Source organism: Pseudomonas sp. MWU16-30322, assembly GCF_020515535.1.
In the GTDB taxonomy this organism is placed as follows: domain Bacteria; phylum Pseudomonadota; class Gammaproteobacteria; order Pseudomonadales; family Pseudomonadaceae; genus Aquipseudomonas; species Aquipseudomonas fluorescens_H.
Map to the genome: position 1 here is coordinate 621384 of NZ_JAIWYL010000001.1, position 19328 is coordinate 640711.

General features: G+C 58.9%; 15 protein-coding genes. 7 read left to right on the plus strand and 8 right to left on the minus strand.

Annotated elements, in window-relative coordinates; genetic code table 11:
* Nucleotides 1–32 precede the first annotated feature (32 nt).
* The 3 genes from LCH64_RS02685 to LCH64_RS02695 all read right to left on the minus strand — a co-directional run bounded on the left by LCH64_RS02685 (nucleotide 33) and on the right by LCH64_RS02695 (nucleotide 4498).
* On the minus strand, nucleotides 33–1658 hold the full coding sequence (locus tag LCH64_RS02685) for a methyl-accepting chemotaxis protein (RefSeq protein WP_226499409.1): 1626 nt from the start codon (nucleotides 1656–1658) through the stop codon (nucleotides 33–35).
* A 353-nt stretch (nucleotides 1659–2011) separates the two neighbouring features.
* Nucleotides 2012–3154: a glycerate kinase gene (locus LCH64_RS02690; protein WP_226499410.1), complete on the minus strand. Its 1143-nt coding sequence runs from the start codon at nucleotides 3152–3154 to the stop codon at nucleotides 2012–2014.
* A 225-nt stretch (nucleotides 3155–3379) separates the two neighbouring features.
* Nucleotides 3380–4498, minus strand: a complete 1119-nt coding sequence (locus tag LCH64_RS02695) for a sugar diacid recognition domain-containing protein (protein ID WP_226499411.1) — start codon at nucleotides 4496–4498, stop codon at nucleotides 3380–3382.
* 171 nt (nucleotides 4499–4669) lie between these two features.
* On the opposite strand from LCH64_RS02695, the gene LCH64_RS02700 reads away from it, so the two are divergent.
* From LCH64_RS02700 to rarD, 4 genes are all read left to right on the plus strand, one after another.
* Nucleotides 4670–5980, plus strand: coding sequence for an MFS transporter (locus LCH64_RS02700; protein ID WP_003224640.1), 1311 nt, complete (start codon nucleotides 4670–4672; stop codon nucleotides 5978–5980).
* Nucleotides 5981–6104: 124 nt separating this feature from the next.
* Nucleotides 6105–7118 carry an aldo/keto reductase gene (locus tag LCH64_RS02705; protein WP_103483344.1) on the plus strand — a complete coding sequence of 338 codons (1014 nt, stop codon included), beginning with the start codon at nucleotides 6105–6107 and terminating at the stop codon, nucleotides 7116–7118.
* A 158-nt stretch (nucleotides 7119–7276) separates the two neighbouring features.
* Nucleotides 7277–9352, plus strand: coding sequence for an acyltransferase family protein (locus tag LCH64_RS02710; protein WP_226499412.1), 2076 nt, complete (start codon nucleotides 7277–7279; stop codon nucleotides 9350–9352).
* Nucleotides 9353–9520: 168 nt separating this feature from the next.
* The gene (gene rarD / locus LCH64_RS02715; RefSeq protein ID WP_226499413.1) at nucleotides 9521–10402 is read left to right on the plus strand and encodes an EamA family transporter RarD; all 882 of its coding nucleotides are present in this window, start codon (nucleotides 9521–9523) and stop codon (nucleotides 10400–10402) included.
* 177 nt (nucleotides 10403–10579) lie between these two features.
* On the opposite strand, the gene hppD is transcribed toward rarD, so the two are convergent.
* The gene (hppD, locus tag LCH64_RS02725; RefSeq protein WP_226499414.1) at nucleotides 10580–11656 is read right to left on the minus strand and encodes a 4-hydroxyphenylpyruvate dioxygenase; all 1077 of its coding nucleotides are present in this window, start codon (nucleotides 11654–11656) and stop codon (nucleotides 10580–10582) included.
* A gap of 462 nt (nucleotides 11657–12118) precedes the next feature.
* Here hppD and LCH64_RS02730 point away from each other — a divergent pair, with 462 nt between their 5' ends.
* Together LCH64_RS02730 and LCH64_RS02735 are read left to right on the plus strand one after the other, a co-directional pair.
* Nucleotides 12119–13654, plus strand: coding sequence for an EAL domain-containing protein (locus LCH64_RS02730; RefSeq protein ID WP_226499415.1), 1536 nt, complete (start codon nucleotides 12119–12121; stop codon nucleotides 13652–13654).
* A 234-nt stretch (nucleotides 13655–13888) separates the two neighbouring features.
* Nucleotides 13889–14254, plus strand: coding sequence for a histone-like nucleoid-structuring protein, MvaT/MvaU family (locus LCH64_RS02735; RefSeq protein WP_003224630.1), 366 nt, complete (start codon nucleotides 13889–13891; stop codon nucleotides 14252–14254).
* 217 nt (nucleotides 14255–14471) lie between these two features.
* Here the strand turns inward: LCH64_RS02735 and LCH64_RS02740 are convergent, their stop codons facing one another.
* A complete protein-coding gene (locus LCH64_RS02740) occupies nucleotides 14472–14990 on the minus strand; it encodes a DUF4946 domain-containing protein (RefSeq protein ID WP_045122752.1) in 519 nt (172 codons plus the stop codon).
* Between the two features lie 139 nt (nucleotides 14991–15129).
* On the opposite strand from LCH64_RS02740, the gene gloA reads away from it, so the two are divergent.
* The gene (gene gloA / locus LCH64_RS02745; RefSeq protein WP_003224626.1) at nucleotides 15130–15651 is read left to right on the plus strand and encodes a lactoylglutathione lyase; all 522 of its coding nucleotides are present in this window, start codon (nucleotides 15130–15132) and stop codon (nucleotides 15649–15651) included.
* A gap of 179 nt (nucleotides 15652–15830) precedes the next feature.
* Here the strand turns inward: gloA and ahpF are convergent, their stop codons facing one another.
* The 3 genes from ahpF to LCH64_RS02760 all read right to left on the minus strand — a co-directional run bounded on the left by ahpF (nucleotide 15831) and on the right by LCH64_RS02760 (nucleotide 19164).
* On the minus strand, nucleotides 15831–17393 hold the full coding sequence (gene ahpF / locus LCH64_RS02750) for an alkyl hydroperoxide reductase subunit F (RefSeq protein ID WP_003224623.1): 1563 nt from the start codon (nucleotides 17391–17393) through the stop codon (nucleotides 15831–15833).
* 132 nt (nucleotides 17394–17525) lie between these two features.
* Entirely contained in the window at nucleotides 17526–18089 is a 564-nt protein-coding gene (gene ahpC / locus LCH64_RS02755) for an alkyl hydroperoxide reductase subunit C (protein ID WP_003224621.1), read from the minus strand.
* Nucleotides 18090–18225: 136 nt separating this feature from the next.
* Complete coding sequence (locus LCH64_RS02760; protein WP_226499416.1) at nucleotides 18226–19164, minus strand: site-specific integrase; 939 nt, start codon at nucleotides 19162–19164, stop codon at nucleotides 18226–18228.
* Nucleotides 19165–19328 lie beyond the last annotated feature (164 nt).

Consider the following 19328-nt stretch of genomic DNA (forward strand, 5'->3'; position numbering starts at 1 on the left):
CTGATTGCGCGGTCTCCAGCCTTCACCCTATCTCAAATCACAAAACGCGCCACCATGGCATTCAAATCCACCGCCAGACGCGACAGCTCATGAGTGGCGGCGCTGGTCTGGTTGGCCCCGGCGGCCGATTGCGTGGCCAGATCACGGATGTTGACCAGGTTGCGGTCGACCTCACGCGAGACCTGCGCCTGTTCTTCAGAGGCACTGGCGATGACCAGGTTGCGTTCGTTGATCTGGTGGATCGACTGGGTGATCTGTTCCAGCGCCACACCGGCAGCGCGGGCCATTTCCAGGGTGGTCTGGGTGCGCTGGTTGCTTTGCTGCATCGACGAAACCGCTTCGCCGGTGCCGTTCTGGATGCCGGCGACCATTTTTTCGATTTCCTGGGTCGATTGCGCGGTGCGATGAGCCAAAGCGCGCACCTCGTCCGCCACCACGGCGAAACCGCGTCCGGCCTCACCGGCACGCGCCGCTTCGATCGCCGCGTTGAGGGCCAGCAGGTTGGTCTGTTCGGCAATGGCGCGGATCACGTCCAGCACTTTGCCGATGTCGCGGCCCTGCGCGGCGAGGCCTTCGATCATTTGCGCGGTGCTCTGCACGTCATGGGTCATGGTCTGGATCGCGTCGACGGTCTTCACCACTTGATCGCGGCCTTCGCGGGCGGCCTGAGTCGACTGGTTCGACGCTTCGGACGTCGACACCGCGTTGCGTGCCACCTCTTCCACGGCGGCGGTCATTTCGTTGACGGCGGTGGCGGCCTGTTCGATCTCGTTGTTCTGCTGTTGCAGACCACGGGAGGCTTCCTCGGTGACAGCGCTCAACTCTTCGGCCGCGGCGCCGAGTTGGGTGGCGGAACCGGCGATCTGTTCGATGGTTTTGCGCAGGTTGATCTGCATCGTGGACAGGGCTTGCAGCAGTTGGGTGGCTTCGTCTTTGCCGTCAACTTCGATCGACTGGGTCAAGTTGCCGCCAGCGATGGTTTGCGCAGCCTGTACGGCACGGTTCAATGGGGTGACGATGCTGCGGGTCAGCAGCAGGGCCAGCAGTACCGTGGCGAGTGCCGCCACCACAGCGACGATGATGATGCCGGTAATGGCGCTATCGTAATGCTCACCGGCCTGATTGGAGGCGACTTTCGCACCCGCCGCGTTGATCGCGATCAGCTTGTTGAGCTGTTCGCCCATCTGGTCGGTGCCGTCCTTGATCCGCGTGTTGATCAAGGTGCGCATCTCGTCGACCTTGTCCTGACGCGACAGCTCCATCATCTGGTTTTGCGCTTGCAGATAGTTGTCGAGCGTGGTCGCGAACGTCTGATACAACGCACGTTCCTCGCCCTCTGCCGGCAACGCGGCGTAACTGGCTTGAGCACTGCGCACCTTGTCCACCAGTACGCCGATACGTGTTTGCGCTTCTTGCAGACCTGCCGGGTCGCGGTTGACCAGAATCCGGAACGACAGAATCCGCAGGCGCAGAACGTTTTCCGTCACCACGCCAAGGTAGGCAACGCTGGGCAGTTGATTGGTCTCCATGTCGATGGAAGCCTGGCGGATAGTCGACATGCGGTTGACGGCGAACACACCAAGGACAATCACCAGCAAGGCGATAAAGGCAAAACCGAGGAAGGCACGGGGCGCGATATTCAGGTTACGCAAGGACATGGTTGGACTCTCGGATAGAGGTAGCTGCGAGCGTCCTTGCCGTCATCACTGACCCCTGGGGCGGGCTCAGTCCGGCGTCACCATTCGAGGGAATCTGTGTGCGCCTGATCTCTGTATCGGCTGGGCTTTAGGAAGATTTCGTGTAAAGCGAAAATATTTTTCAAGGTGTTTCAGCACTGAAACACCGTTGAAGCTTGCCCTACTTCTGTGGCGAGGGAGCTTGCTCCCGCTGGGCTGCGAAGCGGCCCTATAACCTGCCACCACGTATCATCAGTTTCTCCGCATCAGGCGGGTTGACGACTGCTGCGCAGCCGAGCGGGAGCAAGCTCCCTCGCCACAACATCTTCAGGGCGTCAGCTATTGAGTTTGGCCATCTGCCAGACCCGGGCAATGTCAGTCGCCCGTTCGCGCAACAGGCGCGGGGCTTCGGCACAGGCCTGTTCCAGGGTCATCGGGCCGCTGGTCACGGCGAATGCCGCATCGATGCCGTGGCCGTAAAGTTCCTGATAACCCTCGCCCAAGGTCCCGGCGATGACGATAACCGGGACATTGTGTTGCTTGGCGATTCGCGCCACGCCGAACGGGGTCTTGCCGCGCAAGGTCTGGGCGTCGAAACGGCCTTCGCCAGTGATCACCAGATCCGCGCCATTAACCGCTTCGGCCAGCCCCACCAACTCGGCCACCACTTCAACGCCGGCCTGAAATTGCGCACCGAGAAACGCCTTCGCCGCAAAGCCCAATCCACCTGCCGCACCGCTGCCCGGCTCTTCGCGGACGTCCTTGCCCAACGCATGCGCGCAGAGCTCGGCGAAGTGTCCCAGCGCCTGATCCAGTTGTTGTACCTGTGCCGGTGACGCGCCCTTTTGCGGGCCGAAAATGGCCGAGGCACCGTGCGGCCCGCACAGCGGATTGTTGACGTCGGCGGCGATGTCGAAGCGCACTCGGGCCAGACGCGGATCCAGCTCGCTCAGGTCCAGTCGCGCCAGTTGCGCCAATGCCAGACCGCCCGGCACCAGCGCTTGGCCTTGCGCATCGAGCAATTTCACCCCGAGCGCCTGCATGGCGCCGGCGCCGCCGTCGTTGGTGGCGCTGCCGCCGATCGCCAGAATTACCCGTTGCGCGCCGGCATCCAGCGCGGCGCGAATCAGTTCACCGGTGCCGAAGGTGCTGGTGATACAGGCATCGCGCTGCCCCGTAGGCACCAGTTGCAAACCACTGGCCTCAGCCATTTCGATGATCGCAGTGTGGTTGTGCGGCAGCCAGCCCCATGCGGCGTCGACCGGTGTACCCAGCGGGCCGCGCACCCGGGTGCGGCGCAGTTCACCTTCACACGCGGCAAGAATCGACTCCACTGTGCCCTCGCCACCGTCGGCCATCGGGCACTTGACCAATGTCGCCTGCGGCCAGACTTGCGCCAGCCCCAGCGCAATGGCCTCGGCAACGCCTTGGGCACTCAGGCTGTCCTTGAACGAATCGGGGGCGATGACGATTTTCATGCGAATTCTCCAGTTCCAATGCTCCTCATGCTGCCAGTCGGCATGCGCATTGACGCCTGTCCGCTGCACAAGCGGGGGTGGCGATTGTTGTTCATTTATACAAAAGCCCAGCGAGATATGCGCTGGATGTACCGGCCTCTTCGCGAGCAAGCCCGCTCCCACCCTGGAATGCGTTCCTCCTGTGGGAGCGGGCTTGCTCGCGAAGGCGTCGGTGAAAACACCCAATCAACCCGGATCAGTCTGCGGCAACAACTGTACGCCAAGGTACAACGCCAACATCCCGTCCAGCCGCAACGGATCAACCCCGCTCAACTCGGCAATCCGCTCCATCCGGTAACGCAGACTGTTGCGATGAATGCCCAATGCATCGGCGCACGCCTGGCTCTGCCCATCATGCTCACACCAACTGCGCAGGGTCGCGAGCAACTGGCCGTTGCCGTCCTTGGCGATGACCTTGCGCAACGGTTTGAGCAATTCATCCAGCGCATCATCGTTGCGATGGCGCCAGAGCATCACCGGCAGACGATAGCGATTGAGGGTCAGCAATCGCGAGTGCGGCAACACGTCCCGGCCATAGGCAAGCAGATCGCCGACCCGCCGATAACAGCGGCGCAACCCTGCCAACCCGTCCGCCTGCCCGCCAACGGCGATGCGCAGAATGTTCCAGCCCAGGCCATCAAGCTTTTCCAGCAGACGATCATGCTCAACCGTCTGCCCCGCCGGCCGACACCACAGCAGCGATGACTTGGCCGAACTCACGCACCAGCTATCCGGATACCGCGAGGTCAGCCATGCGCTCAACGCCTCGACGGTCTGCCCCGGCCCGTGCTCCAGACCCAGTTCGAACAGATACGGCACCCGGGTCAGTTGCGGTTTGAGGCCCAGTTGCTGCGCCTCATCTACCAAGCGTGGCGAGTCCCCCGCTTCGCTCAACAGCAACGCCAGCAGGTCATCGCAACGCTGGCGCCGCCATTGCTGCTCGGCCTGCTGATTGCGCTGGCCGACCAGCATTTCCGCAGTCATGCGCACCAACTCGGCGTAGGTGCGCAGTTGCTCAGGTTCGCCGGTGATTCCGAGTACACCGATCAAGCGCTGATCGAGCAACAGCGGCAGGTTGATCCCCGGCTGCACACCTTTCAGATGCACAGCGGTTTGCGCGTCGATCTCCACCACCCGACCGTTGGCCAGCACCAGTTGCGCACCTTCGTGACGGGTGTTGATGCGCTCCGGCTCACCACTGCCGAGGATCAGACCCTGACTGTCCATGACGTTGACGTTGTAGGGCAAAATGGCCATGGCCCGGTCGACGATATCCTGGGCAAGATCGTGATCGAGTTCGAACATAACGACTAGAATCCTTTAAAACAGGCGCGGACGGTTGTTCACCCGCACAGGGTCTGGCGGCAAACCCTGTGCTCAGGCACAAAGACAATCCGGCCACAGGTGGCCGAGACTCTCAGGGCGATCAACGTTAACCTGTGCATCGCAAAAAATCATAATAAAGAGAGAGCCGCCATGTCGCAGAGCGCCGCAGCTACCCAGACCATCGACGCCGGTAAAAACGCCGTCTACAAACGCATCACCCTGCGTTTGATTCCCTTCATTTTCATCTGCTACCTGTTCAACTACCTCGACCGGGTCAACGTTGGATTTGCCAAGCTGCAGATGCTCGACGCGCTGAAGTTCAGCGAAACCGTGTACGGCCTCGGTGCCGGGATCTTCTTCATCGGCTACGTGCTGTGCGGCGTGCCGAGCAACCTGGCGCTGACCAAGTTCGGTCCGAGACGCTGGATTGCCGTGATGATGATCACTTGGGGCACGCTGTCGACCTGCCTGTTGTTCGTCACCACGCCGACCCAGTTCTACACCCTGCGCCTGTTTACCGGTGCGGCCGAAGCCGGGTTCTTCCCGGGCGTGGTGCTCTACCTCTCGCAGTGGTTCCCGACGTTCCGCCGTGGGCGGATCATGGCGCTGTTCATGTCGGCGATCCCGGTTTCCGGCCTGCTCGGCAGTCCGTTTTCCGGCTGGATCCTCAACCACTTCGCCGCCGGGCAAGGTGGACTGGCGGGCTGGCAGTGGATGTTTCTGCTGCAAGGTATTCCGACGGTCATCCTCGGCGCCCTCGCCTATTTCCTGCTGAGCGACAGCTTTGCCAACGCCAAGTGGCTAAGCCCGCATGAACGCGCGGTGCTTGAGGCGGATCAGGCCGAAGACCTGGCGAACAAACCGAAAACCACCTCTGACTCGCTGCTCGCGGTGTTCAAGAACCCGGCGATCTGGGCCTTCGGCCTGATCTACTTCTGCATCCAGAGCGGCGTGTACGCGATCAACTTCTGGCTGCCGTCGATCATCAAGAACCTCGGTTTCAGCGACAACCTGGTGATCGGCTGGCTGAGCGCGATTCCGTATCTGCTGGCGGCGGTGTTCATGCTGCTGGTGGGGCGTTCGGCGGACTTGCGCAAAGAACGTCGCTGGCACCTTGTTGTGCCGATGCTGATGGGCGCCATCGGCCTGGTGATTGCGGTGAATTTCGCCGCCAACCCGGCCATCGCCATCCTCGGTCTGACCATTGCCACCATGGGCGCGCTGACCGGTCTGCCGATGTTCTGGCCGGTGCCGACCGCGATGTTGAGCGCGGGCGCGGCGGCGGGAGGTCTGGCCTTGATCAACTCGATGGGGCAGATGGCCGGTTTCCTCAGCCCGTACCTGGTGGGTTGGGTCAAGGACAGCACCGGTTCGACCGATGCGGCGTTGTATCTGCTGGCGGGGGTGATCGTCGGCGGGAGCTTGCTGGCGCTGCGCATGACGCGCACGTTGCGGGCGTAAACACGCTGCGATCTTTTTTGCCCTTGTTTATTGCAGGCGGATTGCTCAGCCGATAATTCACTTTGCCCCGTGGGATGCTTCTGGTATTTGATTGGAGTTTTCCCACCGACAAAAGGATTTCGGCATGAGCTACCGCACACTGGGGCACTCGGGGTTGCAGGTGTCCACCCTCACCCTCGGCACGATGATGTTTGGCGAGCAGACCAGCGCAGAGGATTCGCTGCGCATCATCCACAAGGCCTGGGATCAGGGCATCAATTTCATCGACACCGCCGACGTCTACACCAACGGCCGTTCGGAGGAAATCGTCGGCGAGGCGATCGCCCGACACCGTCACGAATGGGTACTGGCGACCAAGGTCGGATTCGGCCCGGCGGACGGCGTGCCGAACCGCAGCGGCTTGAGCCGCAAGCACATCTTCAATGGTCTGGAGGCCAGCCTGACGCGCCTCGGCACCGACTACCTCGACATCTATTACCTGCACCGCGAAGACCACAACACGCCGCTGGAAGTCACCGTGTCGGCGATTGGCGATCTGATTCGCCAGGGCAAGATTCGCTACTGGGGCCTGTCGAACTATCGCGGCTGGCGCATTGCCGAGGTGATTCGTATCGCTGACCAGTTGGGTGTCGATCGCCCGGTGATCAGCCAGCCGCTGTACAACATCGTCAACCGCCAGGCCGAGACCGAGCAGATCACCGCTGCGCAAACCTACGGTCTCGGTGTGGTGCCTTACAGCCCGCTGGCCCGTGGCGTGCTCAGCGGCAAATACGCACCCGATGTGACCCCGGACGCCAACAGCCGCGCCGGGCGCCAGGACAAACGCATTCTGGAAACCGAATGGCGGGTGGAATCGCTGCGCATTGCCCAGCAGATTCAGCAATATACCCAGGGCCGTGGCGTGGGCATCGTCGAGTTCGCGATTGCCTGGGTGCTGAACAACAGCGCCGTGACTTCGGCGATCGTCGGCCCGCGCACCGAACAACAGTGGGACGCGTACACCAAGGCGCAAGCGGTGAAAATCACGGCGGAGGATGAAGCGTTTATCGATTCGCTGGTGACACCGGGGCACGCGTCGACACCGGGGTTCAACGATGTGAGCCATTTTGTGTCGGGCCGTAAACCGCGCCAGCCATAAGTTTTTCCCTCGTTGTACAACAGCCGATACAATCGGCTGTTTTTTTTCATTGAACCAAGTGCGATCAAATGGAAAACGCTGATTGATCGTGTGCAAATGGCCCGGGATAAATGATGTTCAACCGCCCTCTTCAGTTAGCGTGCAAGCCTCTGCGCGGGATGCTGTTCAAAGTAATTGGCAACAAGGACGCATCGACCACGCACGCTTCGCCGCTGGCAGGGGCCGTCTCCGGAGATGGGAAACCTTCACTGCAATACCGTGCGGATGTCGACGGCCTGCGCGCAATCGCTGTGCTGCTTGTCTTGATTTTTCACGGCGGCCTGGCGTTGTTTCCGTCGGGTTTTATTGGCGTCGATATCTTCTTCGTGATCTCGGGCTACCTGACGACCTCGATCATCATGAAGTCGCTGGACAACGGTACATTCAGTTTTGCCGGGTTTTACAACCGGCGCATCTGGCGCCTGCAACCGGCGGTGATTGCACTGCTGATTGCCACACTGATCGCCACGACATTGCTGTACTTGCCCAATGACTATGTCGAATTTCTCAAGAGCGAAAAGTACACCTCGTTAATCATTTCCAACCAGTACTTCTCAAAAGTCACCACCGGCTATGCCACACCCGATGCCGCAAGCTTGCCGTTGCTGCACACCTGGTCACTGGCCATCGAATGGCAGTGGTATCTGGCCTTGCCGCTGGGTATCTGGCTGCTCGACCGGTATGTGGCGAAAAGCGTGTTCAAGGCGACGGTATTGGGCTTGACCCTGGCGGCGATGGCGCTCGCGCTCTATCTATCCCGCGCCTACCCCGACAAGAACTACTACTTCTTCACCGCTCGAATCTTCGAATTGATGATCGGCTCCTGCGCCGTCATCTTCAGTGCGCAAAACTTCAGGCTCAATCGCACAAGTGCCACGTTGGTCTGTGTGCTGGCGCTGGCCACGATCTTCTACTGCGCCACCCGAGAAGGCATCCTGTCTGGCTTTCCCGGTTACCACGCCATTGTCGTGTGCCTCGCCACCGCAGTGCTGCTCTTTCGCGGTATCGGCGATAACAGCCTGACCTCCAAATTATTGGCGTTCAAACCGCTGGTGTTGATTGGCACGCTCTCGTACTCGCTGTACTTGTGGCACTGGCCAATCCTCGCGGTGATGAATTACATGGGCCTTGCCCTGACTCCGCTGCTGACGACCGTTTATTTCATCGCCACCTTCATCATCGGCTACGCCTCCTATGTACTGGTTGAAAACCGGTTTCGCAGAACAAGCGTACGGTTTGGCAAGACACTGCTCTGGTTGATGGTCGTGCCGGCGGTCAGCCTGTCGCTGCTGCACGCAGCGGGCGAGAAACATGACGGTTGGCCATTGCGCTTCGGCCACGCCTACAGCAGCCAGTTCGACACCCTGAGCGCCGCCATTCCGCCTGCCCGGGAGGGTTGCCTGGGTGTCAGCGACGGTGCTGATCCCGGCTGCGTATTCGGTGCTGTGCGGGACACGCCCAACGCGTTCCTGATGGGGGATTCCTATTCGAACCAGTATTGGGGTTTTGTCGAATCACTGGCCAAAGATGCCAACCTTTCAGTACTCGCCCAGGCTTACCCGGCGTGCCTGACGATGCCCGGTGTCTATTTGTACAACTGGTACAAATACAAGAACGCGCTGTATCAAAAGTGCCACGATGCCACTCAACGTTACTACGACATCGTGGCCAGCCATCACTTTCAGTACGTGATCATCGGCCAGATCTGGGAGGCGTATCTGAGCGACGCCGTTGTTACCCGCCTGGATGACCCTCGCAGCCTTGAGTTATCTCACCAACGCTTGGGGGTGGCGATCCGCGAAGCACTGGACATTATCGTCAAGTCAGGTGCAACTCCGGTCTTTTTGCTGAGCACGCTGCGAATGCCGGCGGGGATCAACGAATGCCTGTCGAAGCAGGTCAAGTTGCGCGGCACGCTGGGCAGTACCGAGCAAAGCCGCGCCTGCGCCACGACACCCTGGTCAGGCAGTGAAGAACCGGTATTGGCCAGGCTGTTGAATGAATTGAAGTCCGAATACCCGAGCTTGCTGGTGATCGATCCGAAAAGCGTGCAATGCGCGCAGGCCGGTTGCGCGACGACCGTCGACGGCCTGCCGGTCTACCGTGACATCGGCCACTTGACCGATTACGCCTCTTACCGGTTTGGTCAGATGTACATCGAGCACTTCGCAAATCCGTTGAAAGCACAACAGTAATGCCCGCGAACCCGCTAAGGATTTCGGGCTCTGCCCGAATCCACTGACTACGCTGGTGAGGGGGCGGCGCCGATGTGCATGTTGGAAATAATGAGCACTCGGCCAATATTCAGCACAAAAACCACGTATCCTGCGCGCCCTGTTTGATCACCCACCCGCGAGGACAGTTTGTCTAAAGGTATCGCTCTATCGGTTTCAGCCTCGGTGCTGTTTGCCGTCATGTATTACTACACCTCGCTGCTCACCCCGTTGAGCGGCGTAGAGATTTTCGGCTGGCGGATGCTGCTGACGGTGCCGTGCATGACCGTGTTCATGCTGGTGTCCGGTGAATGGCGGCGGGTACTGGAGCTGCTGCGGCGGGTTGCGGGCTATCCGAAGCTGATCGGCGGCCTGATCGTTTCGGCCGGTTTGCTCGGCGTGCAGTTGTGGCTGTTCATGTGGGCGCCGCTCAATGGCTACAGCCTCGACGTGTCGCTGGGTTATTTCCTGTTGCCGCTGGCGATGGTGCTGACCGGGCGCATTGTGTACGGCGACAGCCTGTCGTACCTGCAGAAAATCGCGGTGTTCTTTGCAATCCTGGGTGTGGCGAACGAGCTGTATCAGGTCGGCGGTTTTTCCTGGGCGACGCTGGTCGTCGTGGTCGGGTATCCACTGTACTTCGTGCTGCGCAAACGCTTGAAGACTGACAACCTTGGCGGTCTATGGGTCGACATGACGCTGATGCTGCCGGTGGCCTACTGGTTTGTACGCGGTGGCGAGCAAGGCTTTGGCGTGTTCGATCAGTATCCGGGGCTGCTGTGGCTGATTCCGCTGCTCGGCCTCATCAGTGCTTCGGCGCTGGTGGTCTACATCATCGCCAGCCGCTTGTTGCCGTTCAGCCTGTTTGGTTTGCTCAGTTATGTGGAACCGGTGCTGCTACTCGGTGTGGCGCTGTTGCTCGGTGAAAGCATCAAGGCCGGCGAGTGGCTGACCTACATTCCGATCTGGCTGGCCGTTTTGGTGCTGATCTTCGAAGGCTTCAAGCACTTGATGCGACAACGCCGCTCTTAAAAGCAATACAAGACTACTGTGGGAGCGGGCTTGCTCGCGAAAGCGTCAGGTCAGTCAACAAAGACCTTGAACGAAAGACCGAATTCGCGAGCAAGCCCGCTCCCACAGTTTTGCTGACGCAAAAAAATCCCGGCTGTGCATGACTGCAAGCCGGGACTTTTTCATTCTAGTGGCGGATTACTCGGTGGTCAGCACACCACGACGCACCTGATCACGCTCGATCGATTCGAACAGGGCCTTGAAGTTGCCCTCGCCGAAACCATCATCGCCTTTACGCTGGATGAATTCGAAGAATACCGGGCCCATCAGGGTTTCCGAGAAGATCTGCAGCAGCAGACGCTTGTCGTCCGGGTTCGACGAACCGTCGAGCAGGATACCCCGCGATTGCAGTTGATCCACCGGCTCGCCGTGGTTCGGCAGACGGCCTTCGAGCATTTCGTAGTAGGTGTCCGGCGGCGCGGTCATGAAGCGCATGCCGATCTTCTTCAACTGATCCCAGGTCTTGATCAGGTCGTCGGTGAGGAACGCCACGTGCTGGATGCCCTCGCCGTTGAACTGCATCAGGAACTCTTCGATCTGCCCGGCGCCCTTGGACGACTCTTCGTTCAGCGGGATGCGGATCATGCCGTCCGGTGCGGTCATCGCTTTCGAGGTCAGGCCGGTGTATTCGCCTTTGATGTCGAAGTAGCGGATCTCGCGGAAGTTGAACAGCTTCTCGTAGAAGTTGGCCCAGTAAGCCATACGCCCGCGATACACGTTGTGGGTCAGGTGATCGATGATCTTCAGGCCGGCACCGACCGGATTGCGATCAACGCCTTCGATGAACACGAAGTCGATGTCGTAGATCGAACTGCCTTCGCCGAAACGGTCAATCAGGTACAGCGGCGCACCGCCGATGCCTTTGATCGCTGGCAGGTTGAGTTCCATCGGGCCGGTTTCGATGTGGATCGGCTGGGCGCCGAGTTCCAGCGCGCGGCTGTAGGCCTTTTGCGAATCCTTGACGCGGAACGCCATGCCACACACCGACGGGCCGTGTTCGGCCGCGAAGTACGAAGCGACGCTATTGGGTTCGTTGTTGAGGATCAGATTGATCGCGCCCTGACGGTACAGGTGCACGTTCTTGGAGCGGTGGGTTGCGACCTTGGTGAAGCCCATGATCTCGAAGATCGGCTCCAGGGTGCCAGGAGTCGGCGATGCGAACTCGATGAACTCAAAGCCCATCAGGCCCATTGGGTTTTCGTATAAATCTGCCATGGTGACGCCTCATCATTCTTATCAATTAACCAGGGTTATTTGTCAGTAATGCTGAGATCGCTGGGTGGTGCGCAGGAGATGCCTCGCACACTGCGGGCGAGGAAGTCACCGTAGATCAGTTGAAACCCGAATATCTTCATTGTCGACCCAAGGCTCTTGCGGGCGAGGCTTCTGCTGCCAGAAGACGATTATTATTGTATGCGTAACCCGATTCTACACAGCGTAAATAGGGTTGTCTGCCCTCTCTATAAAATCCGCCTTTTTCGCATCGGTGCAAGGGGTTTGTTGCACAGGTAAACAAGCTGAGCCTGTATCGAACTCGCCACGCAGCTCAACTCGCCTTGAGCAGCGCAAGCGCCAACGGCCATCTATCATGCCTCTTGACTCCGCGGTGTTTCACAGGCGCGCCGTTGCCAGGCCTGCATTCGAGAGTTTCCCCTTCCATTGCAACAGGATGTGCCCATGCCGTTGACTGTCAGACCCCGCCGCAAACGTAGCGTGCGCATGATTGTGACCCTGCTTTGCGCCCTGCTGCCGGTGCTTCTGGGCACGGGGATTCTGTATATGCAAGCCGAGCGCACCTTGCAGCAGAGCACGCAAAACACCGCCGATGAGGCGTTGCGTCAGGTCGAACTGATGCTCGACAACACCGCCCAGGCCGCCAGCGATCTGCTGCCATTGGCCGGCCAGCCCTGCGACAGCGTCAAACTGGCGTTGCGTGAACAGGTGACCCGTCGGCCTTTCGTGCGCTCGACCAATCTGGTGTGGGACAACAATCTCTATTGCAGCTCGCTGTTCGGTGAGTACAAGGAAGCCGTGAACCCGGGCGACTACACCCAAGGCAAGCTGTGGTTGATGAACGGCAATCCCGTTACGCCCAACACCGCGCTGCTGGTGTATCGGCTCAGCGAAGGTCGCGGCGGCGCGCTGACCACGCTCGATGGCTATCACCTGAGCAACGTCCTGCGCCTGATTGGCCGACAGACGCTGCTGGTGCTGCAGGTTGGCGACAACTGGCTGTCCGCCGATGGCAAGGTGCATCAAGGCAACCTGCCGCCGTTGCCGGTGGCACAAAGTATGTTGGTGTCTTCGCGCTATGCCTTCAGCGTCGCCGCAGGCTTCCCGCAGGGCGAAACCTGGCGTTATATGGCCGACGAATACCCGCCGCTGTTCAGCCTGCTGATTTTTTTCGGGATCATCTCCGGTGCTATCGGCCACGTCCTGCAGCGGCGCTCCACCTCACCCAGCCATGAAATGCTGCGCGCTCTGGAGGCAGGCGAGTTCATCCCTTATTTCCAGCCAGTGGTGCATGGCGACAGTAAAAAGTGGTCCGGTGCCGAAGTGCTGATGCGCTGGAAACATCCGAAAGAAGGTCTGGTGCGCCCGGACATGTTTATCCCGTTTGCCGAACATTCGGGCCTGATCGTGCCCATGACCCGCGCCCTGATGCAGCAGACTGCCGCCCTGCTCGGCCCGTTGTCTGCAGGTTTCAACAAACCGTTTCACATCGGTATCAACATCACCGCCAGTCACTGTCACGATCTGCAACTGGTCGAAGACTGTCGCGAGTTTCTCGCTGCGTTCGCACCCGGCAGCATCAGCCTGGTGCTGGAGTTGACCGAGCGTGAGCTGATCGAGCCGAGCGACATCACGCACCAACTGTTCGAGCAGTTGCATACGCTGGGTGTGATGATCGCCATCGACGACTTTGGCACCGGGCATTCAAGCCTGGGTTACCTGCGCAAATTCAATGTGGACTTTCTCAAGATTGATCAAAGCTTCGTCGCGATGATCGGGATCGACGCATTATCGCGACATATTCTGGACACGATTATCGAGCTCTCGGCCAAGCTCGACCTGGGTATTGTTGCCGAAGGTGTAGAAACTCAGGCACAGGCTGACTATCTGACTGCACACCACGTCAACTTCCTGCAGGGCTATCTGTTCGGAAAACCCATGCCCGGCGCCGACTTCATCGATGCATTAAGTCACCATTAACTAAAAACAAATTAACCCCGGCACTGCGATCGGACGCACCAAATTGATACAAAACACCACTGTTGTTACATGACGACAAGATCAGGATTTACTCTTGGCGCATTAACTACTACAATTTTTTCAGCCTGTGCAAGATTGGCAGGTGAGCCATTATCACCGAGTCGCTTCAAGGCTCTTGGCTTATAGCTTTGTTTGCGGTTGGTATCAGCCAAACACACTATTGGAGTAAAGATATTGTCCAGACTCGCTGAATTTCGTGCAGCTGAAAAGGCCCTTCAGGAACAGCTCAAGCAGCTGGAATCGCTGAAGAACGATGCCGGGCTCAAGAAAGAAATCGAATTCGAAGAAAAGCTCCAGGGGCTGATGAAAACCTACGGCAAAGGCCTGAAAGACATCATCGCCATCCTCGATCCGAACCCGTCCAAGTCCGGCTTGCAAGTGTCCGCCGCACCAAAAACCCGCCGTGCTCGCGTGGTCAAGGTTTATCAAAACCCGCACACCGGTGAACTGATCGAAACCAAGGGCGGCAACCACCGTGGCCTGAAAGCCTGGAAGGAACAGTACGGTGCAGCTACCGTTGATTCCTGGTTGCGCGGCTAATCTTGCGTCAACAAACAAGCCCTGCTTTATGCGGGGCTTTTTTTCGACAATATCTAACAAAAGCAACGATTTCCCCCACGCTAGTTATCAATCCGCCTTAACACACACAAGCCGCGAGGCTAAACATTTTGCGCCGGGATGTTGCAATCGTAATCGCCGCTAAACTTTGTGCTTAATTCCTTCGGGTATCTAAACCGGTCGAGGTGCAAACAGACGATTAAAGTTTCAAGCTGTTTCTCACTGCGACTATTTCCTCGGCGCTTGCCTTATAAACCTCGGCCTGCCCAGCGTAAGAAAGTACATAAGCCTTATCCGCTGCGGCCGCAGCAACCAAAGTTTGCGACAACACATGTCGACCGTTTTCAGTGATCGTGCAGGTGGTTTCCTGCGCGTCCAAAGAGCCGAGCTTCGCCGGGTGTACCTTGTTGCAAACACTCTGATAGCCGCCCTGGAAGAAGTCCTTCTGTATCGATTTGCGCATCTCCAGCAGAACGCCCGCCACATTGACCTGATGACCTGCTTCCACCTGAGTCATGGTCAACTCCATCACCATGACCTGATTGCCGTCGGTGTCGGTTTTCACCGCGCGCTGGCGCGAAACCTGAGGAGCTTGATCCGGCAGCGCCTCTACTTCCCAGCCAGCAGGCCAAGTGATGCTCGGCTGGTCCGCCAGCGCAGGAGCGGCAAGCAAAGACGAGAAAAGGCAAACGAACAGCGCTTTGAACGGTCGGATCATTACCAGAGGCACTCGCAGATTGAGCTGCAAAGTCTGAGGCCCGGCCGTCCACAGAGCAAGCCGCGCATTCGGTTTGGCGATGCCGCCCCGCATGCGTATCATTGCGCCCATTCACTCGCCCCATTGTTACGGAGGGCCTATGAGCCTGCACGAACTGAACACTTTCCCCGGCGTCACCGCCACTCCAGACAGCGCAACCCGCAACTTCGTCTTCAACCACACCATGCTGCGCGTGAAGGACATCACCCAGTCGCTGGATTTCTACACCCGCGTGCTGGGTTTCTCGCTGGTGGAAAAACGTGATTTCCCGGAAGCTGAGTTCAGCCTGTACTTCCTCGCACTGGTCGACAAGGCGCAGATCCCGGCCGACGCCGCTGCCCGCACCGAGTGGATGAAGTCGATTCCCGGCATCCTCGAACTGACCCACAACCACGGCACTGAAAACGATGCCGACTTCGCCTATCACAACGGCAACACTGACCCGCGCGGTTTCGGCCACATCTGCATCTCGGTTCCGGATATCGTTGCGGCATGTGCACGTTTTGAAGAACTGGGCTGTGATTTCCAGAAGCGTTTGACCGATGGCCGCATGAAAAGCCTGGCGTTCATCAAGGACCCGGATGGCTACTGGGTTGAAATCATCCAGCCTGCGCCGCTGTAACTGACTGCATAAAAAGCCTTTGTGGGAGCGGGCTTGCTCGCGAAAGCGGTGAGTCATGCAACGCAGGTGTTGGCTGACAGGACGCTTTCGCGAGCAAGCCCGCTCCTACAATTGGATTTGTGTCAGGCATAAAAAAACCCATGATCGCTCATGGGTTTTTTCATTTCAGCGACTGATGTTTACGCCGGTGCCGACGTACGGATCAAGTGATCGAACGCGCTGAGGGAAGCCTTGGCGCCCTCGCCCACCGCAATCACGATCTGTTTGTACGGCACAGTGGTCACGTCGCCCGCCGCGAAGATCCCCGGGATCGACGTTTCGCCACGGTTATCGACGATGATCTCACCACGCGGCGACAGCTCGATGGTGCCTTTGAGCCAGTCGGTGTTCGGCAGCAGACCGATCTGTACGAAGATCCCCTCCAGCTCGACGCTGCGCAGTTCGTCAGTCTTGCGATCCTTGTAACGCAGGCCGTTGACCTTCTCGCCATTGCCGGTGACTTCAGTGGTTTGCGCACTGGTGATCACGGTGACGTTCGGCAGGCTGTGCAGTTTGCGTTGCAGTACCGCGTCGGCACGCAGTTGTACGTCGAACTCCAGCAGGGTCACGTGGGAGACGATACCCGCCAAGTCGATGGCCGCTTCCACGCCGGAGTTACCGCCGCCGATCACCGCCACACGCTTGCCTTTGAACAACGGACCGTCGCAGTGCGGGCAATACGCCACGCCTTTGTTGCGGTATTCCTGCTCGCCTGGCACGTTCATTTCACGCCAGCGTGCGCCGGTCGCCAGAATCACGCTCTTGGCTTTCAGGGTCGCGCCACTGGCGAAGTGGACTTCGTGCAGCTCGCCGTTCTTGCCCGGGATCAGCTTGTCGGCGCGTTGCAGGTTCATGATGTCGACGTCGTACTGCTTGACGTGTTCCTCCAGCGCCGTGGCCAGTTTCGGGCCTTCGGTTTCCTGCACGGAAATGAAGTTCTCGATGGCCATGGTGTCCAGCACCTGACCGCCGAAGCGCTCGGCCGCGACACCGGTGCGAATGCCTTTACGGGCGGCATAGATAGCGGCCGAAGCACCGGCCGGGCCACCGCCGACCACCAGCACATCAAAGGCCTCTTTGGCGCTGATCTTCTCGGCTTGACGCTCGATGGCGCCGGTATCGAGTTTGGCGAGGATTTCTTCCAGACCCATGCGGCCCTGGCCAAAGTTCTCACCGTTGAGGTAGATGCTCGGCACAGCCATGATCTTGCGATCGTTGACTTCGTCCTGGAACAGCGCGCCGTCGATGGCGACGTGACGGATGTTCGGGTTCAGCACGGCCATCAGGTTCAGCGCCTGAACCACGTCCGGGCAGTTCTGGCACGACAGCGAGAAGTAGGTTTCGAAGCTGAACTCGCCCTTGAGCGAGCGGATCTGTTCGATCACTTCGGCGCTGGCTTTCGATGGGTGGCCGCCGACTTGCAACAGGGCCAGCACCAGCGAGGTGAATTCGTGGCCCATCGGGATGCCGGCGAAACGCAAGCTGATGTCGGCACCCGGACGATTGATCGAGAACGACGGCTTGCGGGCATCGGTGCCGCTGTCGATCAGGGTAATTTGGCTCGAAAGACTGGCAACGTCTTTCAGCAGGTCAAGCATTTCCCGGGATTTCGCACCGTCGTCGAGGGAAGCAACGATCTCGATCGGCTGGGTGACCCGTTCCAGGTACGATTTCAACTGGGCTTTAAGATTGGCGTCCAACATACGGGCGATCTCCTGTGTCTTTATTCGAGGCGAAAAAAAGCCCGAGCGAATCTCGCCCGGGCTTTTTTAATGGGCGGTGCAGCTTACTGAAGTAGGTGCGGAGTCCCGCCCTGTGTTGCGTGCGTCACAGACTTAGATCTTGCCGACCAGGTCCAGGGACGGAGCCAGAGTGGCCTCGCCTTCTTTCCACTTGGCTGGGCAAACTTCGCCTGGGTGAGCAGCAACGTATTGAGCAGCCTTGATTTTGCGCAGCAGCTCGGAAGCGTCACGGCCAACGCCGCCATCGTTCAGTTCAACGATTTTGATCTGGCCTTCAGGGTTGATCACGAAGGTGCCACGGTCAGCCAGGCCAGCTTCTTCGATCAGCACGTCGAAGTTGCGGGAGATGACGTGGGTCGGGTCGCCGATCATGGTGTATTCGATTTTACCGATCGCTGGCGAAGTGTTGTGCCAGGCAGCGTGAGCAAAGTGGGTGTCGGTCGAAACGCTGTAGATTTCCACGCCCAGTTTCTGGAACGCAGCGTAGTTGTCGGCCAGGTCTTCCAGCTCGGTTGGGCAAACGAAGGTGAAGTCGGCTGGGTAGAAGAACACTACGGACCATTTGCCTTTCAGGTCAGCGTCCGAGACTTGTACGAAGTCGCCGTTTTTGAACGCGGTAGCTTTGAACGGTTTTACTTGGCTGTTGATGATAGGCATTGATGACTCTCCGTCAGGGTTGTGAATTCGATGGGTGAATCCTACCCACTCACTCGACGGATGGCTCATTGGCAAACCTGATGCTGCTGATTTGTTTTCGCTATTAGCTGACTGTATTAATAGAAGAAAACGATATCTACGACGAAAGCGGCTTGTCCGTAATCCGAGCCATCCCGTGAAAGGGGCTGGCTTCAACATAGCGCATGGCTGACTTCATATCCTTCCAGCCAACGTAACTCATCAACGATTTCAGATCCCAGCCGCTTTGATGCGCCCAGGTAGCGAAGCCGCGGCGCAGGGAATGGCTGGTGTAGCGCTCGGCCGGAATGCCGGCGCGTTCCAGTGCCTGACGCAGCAGTGGAATGATGCTGTTGGCGTGCAAGCCCTCATCGCTCAGATGTCCCCAGCGGTCGACACCGCGAAACACCGGACCGCGTACCAGCGCCGCCTCGGTGATCCAGTCGATATAAGCCTGCACCGGGCACAGCTTGAGTAGCGCCGGCGCCTGATACGTCTGCCCGAGGTTGTCGCGGTCGCCCTTGCTGCGCGGCAGATACAGAGTGATGCCGCTGCCGGTGTGCGCCTGCACATGCTCGATCTGCAGACGACACAACTCATCGCTGCGAAAGCCACGCCAGAACCCCAACAGGATCAGTGCCCGATCGCGATAGGCCTTGAGCAACTGCGGGCGATCCTGATTTTGTCTGGCATTGCTGGCTTCCTGCTCCAGCCAGTCGACCACCTGCTGCAGATCGTGCAGTTGCAGCGGTTCGGCCTGTTTTTCCTGCGCCGGATGCAGCGCCCGAATGCCTTTGAAGACCTTGCGCACCACTGGCGCCTTGGTCGGATCGGCAAAACCCTGACTGTTGTGCCACTGCGCCAGCGCCGACAAGCGCAGCTTCAGCGTATTGATCGACAGCACGCCGGCATGTTCGACCAGATAACGCGCCACGCTGTCGGCCGTCGCCGGCAGGAACCCGCCCCACTTCACTTCGAAATGCTCGATCGCCGAACGATAGCTGCGGCGGGTGTTGTCACGGGTAGCGGCTTGCAGATAGCGATCGATCTCGCTCATGGGCAGTGTTCTCGCAGGCGTACTGATTTCGGGATGAAAAAACCAATTCTGGCATCTGACATTGGGTAATACCAGTATATCCCGCCTGTGATTAATCAAGCATTTAACTTTATTTTCAGCGTGGTACACTGCGTACTTTAGTGGCATGTACCACAGTACGAAAC

Excerpts from the sequence above, each read along its gene's own strand:
- LCH64_RS02685 (WP_226499409.1), bottom strand. The coding sequence starts at position 1,658 with ATGTCCTTGCGTAACCTGAATATCGCGCCCCGTGCCTTCCTCGGTTTT.
- LCH64_RS02690 (WP_226499410.1), bottom strand. The coding sequence starts at position 3,154 with ATGAAAATCGTCATCGCCCCCGATTCGTTCAAGGACAGCCTGAGTGCC.
- LCH64_RS02695 (WP_226499411.1), bottom strand. The coding sequence starts at position 4,498 with ATGTTCGAACTCGATCACGATCTTGCCCAGGATATCGTCGACCGGGCC.
- LCH64_RS02700 (WP_003224640.1), top strand. The coding sequence starts at position 4,670 with ATGTCGCAGAGCGCCGCAGCTACCCAGACCATCGACGCCGGTAAAAAC.
- LCH64_RS02705 (WP_103483344.1), top strand. The coding sequence starts at position 6,105 with ATGAGCTACCGCACACTGGGGCACTCGGGGTTGCAGGTGTCCACCCTC.
- LCH64_RS02710 (WP_226499412.1), top strand. The coding sequence starts at position 7,277 with ATGCTGTTCAAAGTAATTGGCAACAAGGACGCATCGACCACGCACGCT.
- hppD (WP_226499414.1), bottom strand. The coding sequence starts at position 11,656 with ATGGCAGATTTATACGAAAACCCAATGGGCCTGATGGGCTTTGAGTTC.
- LCH64_RS02730 (WP_226499415.1), top strand. The coding sequence starts at position 12,119 with ATGCCGTTGACTGTCAGACCCCGCCGCAAACGTAGCGTGCGCATGATT.
- LCH64_RS02740 (WP_045122752.1), bottom strand. The coding sequence starts at position 14,990 with ATGATCCGACCGTTCAAAGCGCTGTTCGTTTGCCTTTTCTCGTCTTTG.
- gloA (WP_003224626.1), top strand. The coding sequence starts at position 15,130 with ATGAGCCTGCACGAACTGAACACTTTCCCCGGCGTCACCGCCACTCCA.
- ahpF (WP_003224623.1), bottom strand. The coding sequence starts at position 17,393 with ATGTTGGACGCCAATCTTAAAGCCCAGTTGAAATCGTACCTGGAACGG.
- ahpC (WP_003224621.1), bottom strand. The coding sequence starts at position 18,089 with ATGCCTATCATCAACAGCCAAGTAAAACCGTTCAAAGCTACCGCGTTC.
- LCH64_RS02760 (WP_226499416.1), bottom strand. The coding sequence starts at position 19,164 with ATGAGCGAGATCGATCGCTATCTGCAAGCCGCTACCCGTGACAACACC.